This window comes from Corynebacterium sp. DNF00584, from assembly GCF_001552965.1.
GTDB classification, from domain to species: Bacteria; Actinomycetota; Actinomycetes; order Mycobacteriales; family Mycobacteriaceae; genus Corynebacterium; species Corynebacterium phoceense.
This window is the reverse complement of sequence record NZ_KQ959765.1, coordinates 77,986-92,995: the sequence shown is the minus strand read 5'-3', so window position 1 is coordinate 92,995 and position 15,010 is coordinate 77,986. Positions and strand designations below refer to the sequence as shown.

Annotated in this window: 15 protein-coding genes and 1 pseudogene; 4 read left to right on the top strand and 12 right to left on the bottom strand. The window is 62.7% G+C overall.

Annotated features, from left to right (window positions below; all coding sequences use genetic code 11):
- Nucleotides 1–11 precede the first annotated feature (11 nt).
- The 5 genes from HMPREF0307_RS10390 to HMPREF0307_RS10370 all read right to left on the bottom strand — a co-directional run bounded on the left by HMPREF0307_RS10390 (nucleotide 12) and on the right by HMPREF0307_RS10370 (nucleotide 2,986).
- Nucleotides 12–329, bottom strand: a complete 318-nt coding sequence (locus tag HMPREF0307_RS10390) for a hypothetical protein (RefSeq protein WP_066492685.1) — start codon at nucleotides 327–329, stop codon at nucleotides 12–14.
- Between the two features lie 6 nt (nucleotides 330–335).
- Nucleotides 336–1,310, bottom strand: a complete 975-nt coding sequence (locus HMPREF0307_RS10385) for a bile acid:sodium symporter family protein (protein WP_066492684.1) — start codon at nucleotides 1,308–1,310, stop codon at nucleotides 336–338.
- Nucleotides 1,311–1,371: 61 nt separating this feature from the next.
- Entirely contained in the window at nucleotides 1,372–1,749 is a 378-nt protein-coding gene (locus tag HMPREF0307_RS10380; RefSeq protein WP_066492682.1) for a Rieske (2Fe-2S) protein, read from the bottom strand.
- A gap of 20 nt (nucleotides 1,750–1,769) precedes the next feature.
- Nucleotides 1,770–2,336, bottom strand: coding sequence for a hypothetical protein (locus HMPREF0307_RS10375; RefSeq protein WP_070540677.1), 567 nt, complete (start codon nucleotides 2,334–2,336; stop codon nucleotides 1,770–1,772).
- A 236-nt stretch (nucleotides 2,337–2,572) separates the two neighbouring features.
- Nucleotides 2,573–2,986, bottom strand: a complete 414-nt coding sequence (locus HMPREF0307_RS10370) for an SdpI family protein (protein WP_066492676.1) — start codon at nucleotides 2,984–2,986, stop codon at nucleotides 2,573–2,575.
- 240 nt (nucleotides 2,987–3,226) lie between these two features.
- Here HMPREF0307_RS10370 and HMPREF0307_RS10365 point away from each other — a divergent pair, with 240 nt between their 5' ends.
- A complete protein-coding gene (locus tag HMPREF0307_RS10365) occupies nucleotides 3,227–4,447 on the top strand; it encodes a dicarboxylate/amino acid:cation symporter (RefSeq protein WP_066492673.1) in 1,221 nt (406 codons plus the stop codon).
- Between the two features lie 330 nt (nucleotides 4,448–4,777).
- Here HMPREF0307_RS10365 and trpA read toward each other — a convergent pair whose 3' ends face one another.
- From trpA to HMPREF0307_RS10330, 6 genes are read right to left on the bottom strand one after another with little or no spacing between them, the layout of a single operon-like run.
- The gene (gene trpA / locus HMPREF0307_RS10355) at nucleotides 4,778–5,620 is read right to left on the bottom strand and encodes a tryptophan synthase subunit alpha (protein ID WP_066492669.1); all 843 of its coding nucleotides are present in this window, start codon (nucleotides 5,618–5,620) and stop codon (nucleotides 4,778–4,780) included.
- Nucleotides 5,621–5,622: 2 nt separating this feature from the next.
- A complete protein-coding gene (gene trpB / locus HMPREF0307_RS10350) occupies nucleotides 5,623–6,831 on the bottom strand; it encodes a tryptophan synthase subunit beta (RefSeq protein ID WP_066492667.1) in 1,209 nt (402 codons plus the stop codon).
- 14 nt (nucleotides 6,832–6,845) lie between these two features.
- Complete coding sequence (gene trpCF / locus HMPREF0307_RS10345) at nucleotides 6,846–8,252, bottom strand: bifunctional indole-3-glycerol-phosphate synthase TrpC/phosphoribosylanthranilate isomerase TrpF (RefSeq protein ID WP_066492665.1); 1,407 nt, start codon at nucleotides 8,250–8,252, stop codon at nucleotides 6,846–6,848.
- Nucleotides 8,242–9,267 carry an anthranilate phosphoribosyltransferase gene (trpD, locus tag HMPREF0307_RS10340; protein ID WP_066492663.1) on the bottom strand — a complete coding sequence of 342 codons (1,026 nt, stop codon included), beginning with the start codon at nucleotides 9,265–9,267 and terminating at the stop codon, nucleotides 8,242–8,244. The genes trpCF and trpD overlap by 11 nt, the downstream gene beginning before the upstream one ends.
- Before the next feature lie 10 nt (nucleotides 9,268–9,277).
- Complete coding sequence (locus HMPREF0307_RS10335) at nucleotides 9,278–9,916, bottom strand: anthranilate synthase component II (protein WP_066492659.1); 639 nt, start codon at nucleotides 9,914–9,916, stop codon at nucleotides 9,278–9,280.
- Nucleotides 9,916–11,427 (bottom strand): anthranilate synthase component 1, encoded by a 1,512-nt coding sequence (locus HMPREF0307_RS10330; protein ID WP_066492658.1) that lies wholly within the window; start codon nucleotides 11,425–11,427, stop codon nucleotides 9,916–9,918. The genes HMPREF0307_RS10335 and HMPREF0307_RS10330 overlap by 1 nt, the downstream gene beginning before the upstream one ends.
- Before the next feature lie 446 nt (nucleotides 11,428–11,873).
- Between HMPREF0307_RS10330 and HMPREF0307_RS10325 the strand changes: the two genes are divergently transcribed.
- Together HMPREF0307_RS10325 and HMPREF0307_RS10320 are read left to right on the top strand one after the other, a co-directional pair.
- A complete protein-coding gene (locus HMPREF0307_RS10325) occupies nucleotides 11,874–12,464 on the top strand; it encodes a hypothetical protein (protein WP_066492656.1) in 591 nt (196 codons plus the stop codon).
- Nucleotides 12,465–12,590: 126 nt separating this feature from the next.
- Nucleotides 12,591–12,815 (top strand): annotated as a pseudogene (locus HMPREF0307_RS10320) (ABC transporter ATP-binding protein); the annotation flags it as partial.
- 177 nt (nucleotides 12,816–12,992) lie between these two features.
- Here the strand turns inward: HMPREF0307_RS10320 and HMPREF0307_RS10315 are convergent.
- On the bottom strand, nucleotides 12,993–13,349 hold the full coding sequence (locus HMPREF0307_RS10315; protein WP_066492649.1) for a YbaN family protein: 357 nt from the start codon (nucleotides 13,347–13,349) through the stop codon (nucleotides 12,993–12,995).
- A gap of 145 nt (nucleotides 13,350–13,494) precedes the next feature.
- On the opposite strand from HMPREF0307_RS10315, the gene HMPREF0307_RS10310 reads away from it, so the two are divergent.
- Nucleotides 13,495–14,970, top strand: coding sequence for an NAD-dependent succinate-semialdehyde dehydrogenase (locus HMPREF0307_RS10310; RefSeq protein WP_066492647.1), 1,476 nt, complete (start codon nucleotides 13,495–13,497; stop codon nucleotides 14,968–14,970).
- Nucleotides 14,971–15,010: the final 40 nt, after the last annotated feature.

Here is a 15,010-nt window from a genome sequence, read left to right as displayed (position 1 = left end):
AGGTTGGAGCATCAGTATGAGAGCTCCGGGAAGCGGGCGGTGGCTTCGGCCCACAGCGCCTCAAAGTCCTCCAGGCTGAGACGCTCGGCCTCCATGCCCTCGTAGGAATCATAGGTGTTGGGGTGCGGCACCTCGGCGAGGGGAATTTGTGCGTCGCCCTGCGCGGCCTGAGGAGTCGCGGCGCCCACCACGGCGTCATTGGGGGCAAGAGCAACCAGGCGGTGCATGCGGCAGGTTGTGGGCGACAGCTCCTCGAGCTCGGCGACGTGGATGGCAACGCCCACCTGCGGGATGGTCATGGTGGTGCGGACGTGGAGGAAGGTGCTCATGGTGGACTATCTTACCGGCGTCTCTTCTTGGCGGGCGTAGCGGGCGGCCAGCCATGAACAGATCATGAGCTGTACTTGGTGGAAAATCATGAGGGGCAGGACGAGGAGGGCGAGCTGCGCGCCGCCTGCGCCGAAAATGACCGAAGCCATGGGCAGGCCCGTCGCGAGTGACTTCTTCGTGCCGCAGAATTCGATGGCGCGCGTGTCGCTGCGGTCGAAGCCCAGGAGCTTGGATCCGCGCTGTGTGAGCCACAGCATGAAGACGACCATGACGATGGAGAAGAGGACGAGGAAGAGCACCTGCCACACTCCGATATTGGACCAGATGCCGCCCACAATGCCGGCGGAGAATGCGGAGTACACAACCATGGCGATAGACCCACGGTCGACGATCTTGGTGCCCTTGGTAGCGGCGAACGTGCCTACCCAGCGGCGAGTGATTTGGCCCAGGAAGAAGGGTAGAAGAAGCAGGACGGCGAGATCAATGAAGACGGAGGAGTCGATGTGAATGCCGGAGCCCACACCCATGCACAGCATAACGAGCAGTGGAGTGAGGAGGACGCCTGCCAGGTTGGACAGTGAGGCCGAAACGATGGCGCCCGCCACGTTGCCGCGGGCGATGGAGGTGAACGCGACGGAGGATTGCACCGTGGAGGGCACGAGTGTGAGGTACAGGATGCCTAGATACATATCCTCGCCGACGAGTCCACTGAGGGGTCGGAGCGCAAGGCCGACGAGCGGATACACGACGAACGTGAATGCCAGAATTGTGAGGTGGAGCTTCCAGTGCTTGAGGCCATTGAGGGCCTCAGACGTGGAAAGACGCGCCCCGTAGAGGTAGAAGAGGAGCGCGATCGCGATATTCGTCGCGATGGAGAACGCGTCCGCGAAGGCGCCGCGCGCGGGCAGGATGGTGGCTAAAACGACCGCGCTGAGGATGAGGACGATCAGTGGGTCGGTGTTTTTCAAGCGTGCGAGCATGCCTTGCAGTCTACGCGGGCGCCGCGGCGCGATGTTTCACGTGAAACTACGTGTTGGGAGATTAGCCGGCAGCGGTATTCTTTACCGTCGTGCCGTCAGATTCCACGCCGAAGGCTGTGAGACCGGTGGGCGCTGGGCCGGAGACGACCTCGCCCGTGGCGAGATCGAACGTGCTCATGTGCTTCGTGCAGATGGCGTTGCCGCCCTGGATCTTGGAGATCGGGTTCTGCTGGTGCGGGCACGTCGTGGAGTAAGCCTTGAACACGCCTTCCTCTGGCTGGGCGAAGATAACACCGTCGACGATGACGCCAGACCCAACAGGAATTTCGGTGGCGGCTACCTCGGCGGTGGGCTCTTTACCGCAGGCGGCCAGGTAGGCCCCTGCGAAGGTGGTGGCAGTGCCGAGGAGGAAAGCTCGGCGGGAGCATCGAAAGGTCATGCCTCTACCCTAGCGGGTAGTTAGGCCGTGAGGTCAATGTCCACGCCGTAGCCGTCGTCGTCATTCTCCGCCTCGAGGTGAATATTCCCCAGTATTGCCTCGGCGTCATCGCGTGCCGCGTCGGCGGCCGTGTTGGAGAGCGTCCATTCCTTAATCTCGGTCCATGAGGTCTCGCCGAAGTCATATTCGCCGAGGGCCACGCCGACATCGGAAAGAATGGCGTCGATGTGCTTCTCTCTATCGTTGGGAGCGCCGGTCACTGTCGCGGAGACGGAGTCCGAATCGAAGTCGACCTCATACGTTGCAGCGTCTGCTGTGCGGGTACAGTCATCATCCTCATCGCAGGTGTATCCGGCCTGCTCGAGATTGGAACGGAAGCCTGGTACGTTGACGCCCTTCGACATGGCCGACGGTGAGGTCGTCTCGGCGGAAAAGGTGTGCGGAGCGGCCGACGTTTCGGTGGTGGCGGTCATCTCGGTGGTCACCGGCTCCGAGCTTGGTGCGTCCGAAGTGTCTGCGGTCGAGGAGCACGAAGCAAGTGCGAGAGTAGAGGCAGTGAGGAGGGGAAGCGCGCTCAAAGATTTCATGCGTTCCAGTGTGCCTGTTATAGAAGATGCTGTCATGTCTCACCCCTCCGTGAGGGGGATTCCGTGCGGCGAATAATTGGCGAACACCAACGAAGACTAGGTTTTGTGGACAGGCTCAGCCTCTTGTTTATTTAGTCACTGTGACGGCAAACGAATTAAAAAGTTGGGCAAATGATGTAATGGGTTTAGTCCACTATAGGATTAAAAAAGAACCGCGGCAGAACCGCGGTGTACGTTTACTTGTTGTCCGCTTTGCGGGCGGCCCGGCGCAAGGCCGTGAGATCGACTGCGGGGCCGGCGGCTTCCTTTGCCTTTTCGTTCTGGTCGAAGAGGAATGCGGCGCGGGCGCCCATGTTGGCGCCGACGGAGACGGCGAGCACGGCGACGATGAAGCCGAGCGCGGGGATGATCCACATCCACCCGTGGGCGATGAGCGCGACGAGGCCACCGAAGAGGAGTGCGACGCCACCGAGGATCCATACTGGGCCAGCGACGGAGTGGGCGAACTCCCATGCCTCGCGCGACTTGCGAGCTTCCTCGACACGGAGTCCGATGACGTTATTGCCCGGTAGCTTGCGGGCAGCAGCGAGGCCGCCGATGACGACGAGCGCTACAGCGAGAATAAGGAGAATGACTCCGAGTGCAACCATGGGCTCCATTCTAAACGGTGCCTCCCCCGCGGCCGTAATCGTCCCACCGGGCACACTCGCCGCATATGTATTCATTATTCCCATGGGTGTGGGGTAACCTCAATGAGTATGTCGACCAATAGAAATTCGGCCGACCTGCTTCACTCCCTCGGGAGGCCGCGCTGCGTTGTGGCTGGTCGCTTGGGGGATGCGGAGTAGCCTCCCACCACAGGCTCCCTTTATCTTTGTGAAAGTACTGCCATGAACCTCAAGAGCATTGCGAATAGTCTTCTCTTCAAGATTATTGTCGCCATCATCCTGGGCGTTATCGTCAGCTTCTTCGCGCCGGTGTGGCTCGGCCGCATCTTCGCTACCTTCAACGGGCTCTTCGGTAACTTCCTTAACTTCTTTATTCCTGTCCTTATCTTCGCGCTTGTCGCGCCCGCCATCGCGGGTCTTGGACGCGGCGCGGGTAAGTGGCTGGGTATTACCGCGGGTATTGCGTATGGCTCCACCATTCTCTCTGGTGCGATTGCCTACGGCCTGTCGTTGGCCCTCTACCCCACCTTGCTGGCAGGTCAGTCCATCAATACGAACGTCTCCGACATCGACGAGGGCGCCTTAGAGCCCTTCTTCACGGTGGAGATGCCCGCGCCCTTTGAGGTCATGACCGCCCTCCTGCTCAGCTTCTGCGTGGGTGTTGCCATGACGACGGTGAAGTCGGACAATCTGTACCGCGTCATCAAGGAAACCGAGAACGTTGTTATCAAGGTCATCTGGGGCTTTGTTATCCCGTTGCTGCCCATTTACATCTTTGGCATGTTCCTGTCCCTGGGCATGAACGGCAACCTGGGTGACGTCCTCGTTGCGTTTACCAAGGTGCTTATCCTCGCCGTCGTGATGAGCATCGTGTACCTCATCTTCCAGTACGTCGTCGCGGGCGCCATCGCGGGCAAGAACCCGTTTACTGCCCTGAAGAACATGGCGCCGGCCTATTTTACGGCATTGGGCACGTCATCTTCGGCTGCCTCCATTCCGGTGACGCTGGATTCGGCCTTGAAGAATGGCATCAGCAAGCCAGTCGCCGGCTTCGTCATCCCGCTCTGCGCCACCATCCACCTCTCGGGTTCCATGATGAAGCTGACGCTCTACGCGTTTGCCATCGTCTTCCTTACGGGCATGGATGTCTCCGCTGCTTCCGCCTTCGGATTCATCTTCCTGCTGGGCATCATGATGGTCGCTGCCCCGGGTGTTCCTGGCGGTGCCGTCATGGTTGCCGTTGGCCTCCTCCAGTCCAACATGGGCTTCGATGATTCCCTCGTCGCGCTCATGATCGCCGCGTACATCGCGATCGACTCCGTGGGTACCGCTGCTAACGTCACGGGTGACGGCGCCATCGCGATGATCGTGGATCGCTTCGCGGGCAAGAAGATCAGCGACGATGAGGCGGAGCGCGCCGCCCTCGCCGCCACAGAAGAGTAACAACACTAAGAATGAGGCCCAGCCGAAAGGCTGGGCCTTTGGTCATTCTTGGACACTGTGAGGTGTTATCCAGGCGCGTTCCCACGTGAAAGACGCGACGCATGCGCCGTCCGTCTTCTCTTATGAAGAAACTTTTGAGAAGATGAGAAACGGAACTCTTACACATTTCGGGAGAAGCAATGAGGTTCCGCTTCCCGTCATCCTGGCGCCGACTCCCCAGGAGGGGACGCAAGAGAACACCGTGAAGCTGAATAATGCTGCCGATGCCCCTAAGGACAACTCCGCGGAGGGTAGCTCCTCGGCAGGAGACATTGTCCTCCTCCTGCGTCGTTAGCGCGTCCCCGCCTTCATGGCGGAGACGAACTCCGTCACGTCCTTGGCGAGCGCGTCGAGGTCCTCGACGCGCGTCGTGCCCGCTTCCTCGTCGATGGTGACGAGGTGCTTCTCAATGATCTTGGTGAGCGCCGAGCCAGTGATGGCACCGGCGGCGCCGGCCTTGATGGCCGCCGCGACATGCTCCGGGGTGGAGATGCCGAAGCCGAGGAGGACCGGCGCGCCGCCGAATCGGGCGACGTTAGCGACTACCTCGTCGAGGCCGAGAGTCTCGGACTCCTTCTCCGTGCCCGTCACGCCGTCGCGGGAGATCGCGTAGATATAGCCCTTCGAGCTGGCGGCGACGCCCTCGAGGGTGTGCTCCGTCGCGCGGGCTGGGGCGATGAAGATCGGATTGATATCCGCTTTCTTTGCGGCGGCAACGAAGGGTGCGCCCTCGCGCACGGGGACATCGGGAAGCAAGATGCTATCCGCGCCAGCGTCCTTGAACTCCGTGTAGAAGCGGTCGAGGCCGCGCGTAAACGGCACGTTGCCGTAAATGAGCATGCCGAGGGGAAGCTCGGGGAACTCCGCGCGGATCTGCGTGATCTGTGCGATGGCGGCATCGACGGTCGCGCCATTGGCGAGCGCGCGGATATGGGAGGCCTGGATGGTAGGGCCGTCTGCGACCGGGTCGGAGAAGGGCACGCCGAGCTCGAGGGCATCGGCACCGCCTGCCACCGCTGCACGGACGACGGCGAGAGTGGCGTCCGGTGTCGGATCGCCGAGCATGATGAAGGGGACGAAAGCGCCTTCGCCGCGCTGCTTCAGGGTCTCAAAAAGTTGGCTGTAGCGATCCATGATTAGTCCTCCTTGTAGACGTATTCCGGGTGGGCCTCGAGCGTGCGGCGCACGTGGGCGATGTCCTTGTCGCCGCGGCCAGAGAGTGCGACGAGGATAGTGATGTCCTCATCCTTGCGCTTGAGCGCGTACGCGAGAGCGTGCGAGGACTCGAGGGCGGGGATGATTCCTTCCTTGCGGGACAGGATCTGGAAGGCCTCGAGGGCCTCCGCGTCCGTGATTCCCACGTATGTCGCGCGACCCGTCTGTGAGAGGTAGGCGTGCTGCGGGCCGACACCCGGGTAGTCGAGGCCGGCGGAGATTGAGTAGGACTCCTCCACCTGGCCGTCCGCGTTGCGCATGAGGTAGCTGCGTGCGCCGTGGAGGATGCCGATCGTGCCGTTGTTGATGGTGGCGCCATGCTTGCCGGAGTCGAGGCCCTCTCCCCCGGGCTCGGCGCCGACGAGCTCGACGCCCTCCTCGTCGATGAAGTCCGCGAACATGCCGATGGCGTTCGAGCCGCCGCCTACGCAGGCGACGACGAGGTCCGGCAGGCCGCCGGTGCGCTCGAGCATCTGCGCCTTGGCTTCCTCGGAGATGACGCGGTGGAACTCGCGCACAATGGTCGGGAACGGGTGCGGACCCGCCGCGGTGCCGAGGAGGTAGTGTGACTCGTGGAACGTTGCCGTCCAGTCGCGCAGTGCCTCATTCACGGCGTCCTTGAGTGTGCCTGAGCCGGAGTCAACTGGAACGACTTTCGCGCCCATGAGCTCCATGCGGTAGACGTTGGGCTGCTGGCGCTCGACGTCCTTGGCGCCCATGTAGATAACGCAGTCGAGGTCGAGCAGCGCGCACGCGAGTGCGGTGGCCGTGCCATGCTGGCCGGCGCCGGTCTCCGCGATGATGCGCGTTTTACCCATGCGCTTGGCGAGCAGCGCCTGGCCAATCACCTGGTTCGTCTTATGCGCGCCGCCGTGGACCAGGTCCTCGCGCTTGAGGAAAATACGCGCCTTCCCGCCGAGCTTCGTCGCCTCCGTGAGTGGCGTCGGGCGGCCCAGATAATCCTTGAGGTAGCCCTTCAATTCAGTGCGGAACGAAGGGTCGTTCTGCGCGTCGACGAAGGCCTTCTCCAGTTGGTCAAGCGCCGGAATGAGTGACTCGGGGACGAACTGTCCGCCGAACTCGCCGAAGTACGCCGGCAGCAAAGTCGGTGTTTCACGTGAAACTGTCATGGTGTAATCCTCGTTTAATCCTCTGTGGTTCCGTTGTTAAAAGTTCGAATCTTCGCAAAGGTGCGCGCAATGAGTCCGGTGTCCTTGACGCCCTTCTGGCGTTCGACGCCGGAGTTAATGTCCAACCCCGCGGTTTGGACGTGGAGGGCGCGAATCGCATTGTCTGGACCGATGCCGCCCGCGAGCAATGCCTTCTCCTTCACCGCATCCGGGACCGCCGACCAGTCGAAGGGCGTGCCAGTGCCGCCCTTGCCGGAGTCAAAGACGAGCATGTCTACGTCCTCGATGAGTGCGGCCGCGAACTGCGGCCCGCGTGGGTCCGTCATGTCGAGGGCGCGCCACACCTCGCGCTCCCCTGCCGCGGCACGAACGGCGGCAATGAGGGCACGCTCCTCCTCCACCGAATTGTGGAGCGGCGCGTGAATCTGGAAGACCTCCACACCGTCGAGCGCGAGTTCCTCCCATCCTTCGGTGCGTCGCGAGACGGCGACGTACGCGAGATCCGGCTCGTGCGCAATGATGTCTTCCGCGGTTTCACGTGAAACATTACGCGGTGACGCGGACTCGAAGATGAGTCCGCCGTAGACCGCGCCCGCCGCACGGGCGGCTTGGGCGGCGCTCCATGTGGTGAGGCCGCAGACCTTGTTTTTGCCGTAGACGAGCTCCCGCGCAGCGCGGTCGATGTCCGGCGTACCAGTCAACTGCGAGCCGACGAGGAACGCATTGGCGCCGGCGCCGAGCTCGCGTACCGTCTGATTGTTGCGGATGCCCGACTCGGAGACGACAACTTTGCCTTCTGGGATGTACTGTGCGAGGCGCGCTGTGCGGCCCAGATCGATGGTGAGGTCGTGGAGGTTGCGGTTGTTGATGCCGATGACGTCAACGCCGAACGCGACCGCGCGGTCGACCTCCTCCTCCGTAATGGCTTCCGTGAGGACGTCGAGACCGAGCTTGTCAGCGAGCGCCTTGAGCTCCGCGTAGGTCTCGTCATCCACGATGGACATCATGAGCAGGATGGCGTCCGCACCAAAATAGCGGGCCGCGTAGACCTGGATGGGGTCGATAATGAAGTCCTTGCATAGCACGGGCAGGTGTGTGGAGAGTGCCACCGTCTGCAGGTGGTCATAGTCGCCGCCAAAGCGCTCCGGCTCGCAGAGTACCGAGATGGCGGACGCGTACCGCGAATAGACGCGCGCGATGGCACCCGGCTCGTAGTGCTCGCGAATAAGGCCCAGCGATGGGGACGAGGACTTGCATTCCATGATGAAGCGGTTCGTTCCATTGAGCGCGTCGTAGAACGAGCGCTCGGAACGCGGCAAGCTCTCGAGGTCCACGCCCGCGAGGCGCTCGCGGATGGCGGGCAGATGCGTGCGGCGGGCCGCGACGATGCCCTCGAGGACTGTCGGCACACTATTCGGCATAGTTCGCCTCCTCGTGCTTCTTCAACCATGCGGCAACCGTGCCGTCCGCGAGTAGACCCAGGGCCTTCTCCGTGCCCTCCTTGAGGGTCTCGACCTGGCCGTCGAGGTAGAACATTGCGCCTGCCGATGCCGCGATGGCGTCACGGTGGGCCGGGCTTCCGGTTCCCTCGAAGACCGCACGAATGAGCGCCGCATTCTCCTCGCCGTCGCCCCCCACGAGGTCCGCGAGTTCGTGACGCTCGATGCCGAGGTCCTCCGGCTCCTTGGCGTAGTGCGTGATCTCACCGTCACGCAGCTCCCAGAACTCCGTCGTGCCGTGGACGGCGATCTCGTCCGTGCCGGCGCCGTGCGCGACAAGGGCGCGGCTGCGGCCGAGTTCCTGGAAGACCTCGGCGAGGAGCTGGCCCTGTGCCGGGTTGGCGATGCCCATGAGCTGATGCTCCGGGCGGCCCGGGGAGAGCAGCGGGCCCATCGTGTTGAAGAGCGTGGACACGCCCAGTGCCTTGCGCACCGGCTGCACGTGCGCGACGGCTGGGTTGTATGCCGGGGCAAAGAGGAACGTGAAGTTGGAGGCTTCGAACTGGCGAACGGCGCGCTCAGGGTCAAGGTCGAGCGGAATGTTGAGCGCCTCGAGCACGTCCGCGGAGCCGGACTTAGAAGAGACCGAACGGTTGCCGTGCTTGATCATCTTCACGCCGCCGGCGGCAGCGATGAGGGAGCCGGCCGTCGTGATGTTAATCGTATTGGCGCCGTCGCCGCCCGTGCCAGCGGTGTCCATGAGACCCTCGCCGGTAATCGGGAATGGGCGGCCCGCCTTGAGGAAGGCCTTCGCCGCGCCCGCAACGTCCGCGAAGGTCTCGCCGCGCGTGCGGATGCAGGTGAGCAACGCCGCGATGTGGACCTCGTCGTAGTCGCCGACGGTCAATGGAGTGAAGACCTCAATGGCCTCCTCCATCGTCGGCTCTTTGATATCGAGGAAGCGCTGCAGGGTCTTAAGTGAGTCGTGGCTCGTCATGATGCGTGTCCTATCGGTTTGTCGTGTGAGTAGTGAGTTGGTGAATGGCCCGTTCCAACATGATGGGGCCCTCAGGAGTGAGCACGGATTCGGGGTGGAACTGGACACCCCCCGCCATGCCGTCGAGAGTCTCCCCCGCCATGACCACGTCGCCGATGTCAGTCCGAGTGGTCGCCAGCGCGCGCATGCCGGAGGGCACGCTCGTGCAGCCCAGTGAGTGATAGCGCGCAACCGGGACCTGCGTGCCCACGTAGTTCGGATTGTCAGGCTCCACGTCGGTGGTGAGCCCCTCGAAGAGTGGGTGTTTCGCACCCTCTGGCGTGAGCGTCATCGGGAGCGAGACGCCGTGCACCGGGCCGCAGGGCTCGACGGTGCCGCCGTGGTGATGCAGCAGTGCCTGGAAGCCGAGGCAGATGCCGAACAGTGGTATCGTGCCCAGGACGGTGTCGATGAGTTCCATCATGCAGCCCGCCTCTGTCGGGTGGCCGGGGCCGGGCGACAGGCAGATGATGTCCGGGCGCGCGCCCAGGATCTCGTCCACGGAGACAGTATTACGGAAGACCGTGGTGTCGAAGCCGGCGAGTGCGTCGACTAGGTTGTAGACGAAGGAGTCGTGGTTATCGATCAATACGACCTTGGGTGGAGTCATTAGCGCACAACCTCCAGCGTGGCATGATGAGCGGCGGCGATGGCGCTCAAGACCGCGTAGGCCTTGTGGAGCGTCTCATCAGCCTCGGATTGCGGGACGGAGTCGCGCACGACGCCCGCTCCCGCCTGGACCACGGCGGTCCCGTTCTTGACGTAGGCCGAGCGTATGACAATGCAATTGTCCATCGAGCCGTCGCCCTTCAAGTACCCCACTGCCCCGCCGTAGGAACCGCGGCGTACCTTCTCCGTCTCACGAATGAGCTCCATCGCGCGCAGCTTGGGCGCGCCGGTGAGCGTGCCCATGTTCATGCACGCGCGGTACGCGTCGAGCGCGTCGAAGTCCGGGTGCAGCTCCGCCGTCACGCGCGAGACCAAGTGCATGACGCGCGAGTAGCGGTCCACCTGGAGCAGGTCCGCGACGCGACGGGTCCGCGGCACCGCCACGCGGGCCAAGTCATTGCGGGCGAGGTCCACGAGCATGGTGTGCTCTGCGACCTCTTTGTGGTCGGTGCGCATCTCAAGCTCGTTGCGGATGTCGAGTTCGTCGTTGATGGTGCCGTCTGGGTTGAGGCCGCGTGGGCGCGTGCCGGCGATGGGATAGAGCTGCACCTCGCGCGTCGCCGCCGTGAATTTCAGGTTGGACTCTGGCGAGGCGCCGAAGAGTTCGTAGTCCGCGCCGCGGACGTAGAACATGTACGGCGACGGGTTCGACTCGCGCAGCGCGCGGTAGGCCGCGAAGGCATCCGGGCACTCGAGCGAAAATGCTCGCGCCGGCACCACCTGATAGATTTCGCCCGCTGTGACGTTATTTTGTAACTGTGACACAATTGCCCTGAACTCTGAGTCGGGGATCGAAGCGGTCGCGGTGACCCGATCGCGGCTTGGCGCGGGCTCCAGATCCTTCGCCGCAGTCTCCGCGAGCGCCGCCAAGCTTGCCGATGCCGCCTCTTCCGTCAGGTTGACCGCATGCAGCGCCGCGGTGCCCGCGAGGTGATCAACCGTGAGGAGAGTCTGCGCGACGACGAACTCATAGTCTGGGTAATCGTTTGGCCCCTCCCCTACCTTCGGCAGCTTCTCGAAGGTCTCGAGATAGTCATAGGCGAAGCCGCCGCCGATGAAGGGCAGCATGCCGTCGGAGTATCCCGCATCGAGCTGCAGGGCGCGCAACACCGCTGCGGTCGATACGTCTCGCAGACGCTCGCGCTCGTCCACCTTCTCTGAGAGCTCGAAGACGAACGCCTCGCCGTCGAAGTGATCCGCAAGTTGTTCCTTGAGTCGGCCCAGCATTGCGTCGCCCACTGGGGTTAGGGGCGTAGCAATGACGTGCTGACCCCGGCACGTGACCTTAAGTGCTGCTTGGAGAACGGCGATGCAGTTGACGTTCTTCTTCGACTCGATATCCGCCGCCTCGAGCAGCAGGCTGTCGTGCGCCGTCGCCAGCCGGTGGAAGAGCAGGGAAGCGTCCTGCTCATAGGGAATCTCGCGTGTGGCTGTCGCAAGTAGTGGTGGCATTTTCAGTGCCCTTTCGCGGCTAAATAATATCTGTAGCTTGTTTTATTTTGTCAGCTAAAGGTTCGCGCCGCGAGCGCCGGGTGGCTATGAAAACCACGAAAGGCCCGCGTACACGCGAGCCTTAACTTTCTGGGTTGCTTTCAACCGGCCCGCCGTTACGCGTGCCACCACCAGTTCTGGGTGTTGTTGGTCAGAAGTTGCATGAGACACACGTTAGCACGCGCTTCCACCGGGCGGGAGGTTTTTCCCATAATTCATTCACGCGGCGGCGCTCCCTCCTCTGTTGGCGAGGTCGCTCTCATAGTAAAAGTCTTTCGAAAGTTTCACTATGAACCGTCAGATTTTTACTATGAGGCGTCAGGTTTTGCCATGAGGTCGTGAATTAAGGACAGTTGCATTCTGCCGTGTCATGGCGTTGAAGGGATGATCTCTGTAACCTCGGCCACATGGACACCCTCGCAGAAAAGTTAGCCCCGCTCCAGGACCAGTTTTCTACCGAACTCGCCAACCGCCGTGCCGACGCGGAGGAAGCCTTTGCCCACTTCGAGGCGGCCCATGCCGCCGACCCGCGCTTCGACGGACTTAAGCCGTGGCGCGCACCCTATGTCGACGCGTTCGCTCGCGCCGTCGCCCCAGAAATGAGCGTCGAGGACGTCGAGCTCGTGCTCGGCCAGGCCCTCGTGAAGTACTACGACAGTGATTGGCTTGTGGTGGGCGACGATGACGGCAGGCCAGTCTTTGGCGCCTACGCGCCCGGCCGTCGCTTCGCGCACCTGCCGGGGACATACGCGCGCGAGGTCGTGAATGGCACCCAATACCGCTACTTCGGACTGCACTGGACCGAGGACTTCACGTTTCCGGAAGAGAACGAGGAGGAATGGGCGGACCATTACCGCCACCTCGTGGAGGCGTTCTACTACCTCATTGCACATCCCGAGGCGACGGTGAAGGAGGCGCTGGAGTCGGTGCAGGGGGCATCGGAAAGCTCGGCGGAGCTTGAGGCCGAGCTTACGGAGCTAGCGGAGGAGCACCTCTAGTGGGGCACATATTTTCATGTGACTGAAAACCCACCGAGCAACAGCAAATTACGCTTCACACAAGTATTTCTTCCGATAGGAAGTCGACACCTGTCCGTCGACACGGGCACTATCACCGTCTCTGGCACGGATGTCGCCCGCCGCATCGTCGCTGAAGGCAACCTCACGACGCTCATGGTAACCCACAACATGGCCCAGGCCCTCAGCGTTGGCAACCGCCTCATCATGATGCACGAGGGGCGCATCATCTACTCCGCCGACGCCGTGACCAAGGCGCAGCTCACCGTGGAAGACCTCATGGCGGAGTCCGCAAAAATCAAGGGCGTCTCTGACCACACCCTGTTGCACTAGCTTTCCGATGCCCCCTACCCCGGCGTTGTGCCTCGTCACGGACGGCCCCCTGCGCCAGGCTCTCATTGCGTTAACCTCCGGCACCGTCCTGCAGGAGCATAACTCCCCGCCCGCCGCGAGCATCCAGGTTCTGGCTGGAGCTGTGACGAGGCGGCCGGGCATGAGAAGCCACGGCGATTAGTCGGGTTCTTTCATTCGGAGGATATAGATGCTCACGCACACCGCAATGGTGGGCAACAGAATCCACGCGAACATCTTCCCGATGAGGAATGCAGACAACAAGATGCTCGCCCACAGCAGTGGAATTGTCCGTGCCTTGTCTTTGCGGGACATCTGTCCCGAGCGGAAGTTGTGGATGTAGGGGCCGAAAATAGGGTGACTCATGAGCCACGAATGGAAGCGGTCCGAGCTGCGCGCGAAACAGAAGCCCGCGACAAGCAGGAATGGTGTCGTCGGTATGAGGGGCAGGACGACGCCCACGGCGCCCATCGTAAGGGACACGCAGCCGGCGGCTAGCAGGAGTGGTCGAAGCATGAGGGTTACCTTACTAAGCTTGCCCTTCACATCCAATGTTTCACGTGAAACTCATCAGGTGCCCCCATGCGAAGGAAATGCGATCCGGGCACCCAAAACCCGCGTAGCGTGGCCTGCATAACTCTCCACAAGAAAGGATCTGACAATGGGAGTAAAAGTCTCCGAACTGCTCGCAAAGGTGCCTACGGGTCTCCTTATTAATGGTGAATGGCGCGACGCCGCCTCGGGTGAGACCTTCGAGGTGGAGAACCCCGCCACTGGCGAGACTCTTGCGACGCTTGCGTCCGCAGGTTCGGATGACGCGATGGCTGCCCTCGATGCCGCCTGTGCCGTCAAGGACGAGTGGGCGCGCACCTCCCCGCGCGAGCGTTCCAACATCCTGCGTCGCGCCTTCGATCTCGTGACGGAGCGCAAGGACGAGTTCGCTGCTCTCATGACTCTGGAGATGGGCAAGCCGCTCGCCGAGGCCTACGGCGAGGTGGCCTACGGCGCCGAGTACCTGCGCTGGTTCAGTGAGGAGGCCGTCCGCGACTATGGCGCTACCCTGCCGGCGCCGGAGGGCACCATTCAGATGGTCACTCGCCGCAAGCCGGTGGGCCCGTGCCTGCTCATTACCCCGTGGAACTTCCCGCTTGCCATGGCGACCCGCAAGGTAGGCCCGGCCGTGGCTGCTGGCTGCACCATGGTGCTCAAGCCGGCGAAGCTCACGCCGCTCACGTCCCAGTACTTCGCCCAGACCATGATTGAGGCAGGCCTTCCGGCTGGCGTCCTCAACGTCGTCTCCGGCAAGTCTGCGTCCGCCATCTCCGAGCCGCTCATGGCAGATTCTCGCCTGCGCAAGGTCTCCTTCACTGGCTCGACTCCGGTGGGCAAGACTCTGCTCAAGGCTGCCGCGGACAACGTGCTGCGCACCTCCATGGAGCTGGGCGGTAACGCGCCGTTCATCGTCTTCGAGGACGCCGACCTGGACCAGGCGGTCGAAGGCGCGATGGGTGCCAAGATGCGCAACATCGGCGAGGCCTGCACCGCGGCCAACCGCTTCATCGTCCACGAGTCCGTCGCCGACGAGTTCGCGAAGAAGTTCGCCGCGAAGATCGGCGAACTCAAACTCGGCAACGGCCTCGACGAGGGTGTTACCTGTGGCCCGCTCATCGAAAAGAAGGCTCTCGACAATGTCACCTCGCTCGTGGACGACGCCGTTGAGAAGGGCGCCACCGCGCTTATCGGCGGCAAGCCCGGTGAGGGCGTGGGTTACTTCTACACCCCGACCGTCCTCATCAACGTCTCCCGCGACGCCCGCGTGGCGCAGGAGGAGATCTTCGGCCCCGTCGCGCCGATCCTCACGTTCTCCACGGAGGCCGAGGCTATCGAGATCGCCAACGACACGGAGTTCGGCCTGGCGTCCTACGTCTACACGGAGAACTCTGACCGCATGTGGCGCCTCGCTGACGGCCTGGAGTTCGGCCTCATGGGCTACAACGCGGGTGTCATCTCCAACGCCGCTGCCCCGTTCGGTGGCGTGAAGCAGTCTGGCATGGGCCGCGAAGGCGGCGCCGAGGGCATCGCCGAGTACACCTCGCTGCAGTACATCGGCGTCCGCAACCCCTACGCCAACGCCTAAGCGCCGCGTAACGATCTATCACCTCCTGGAGATGTAGTAT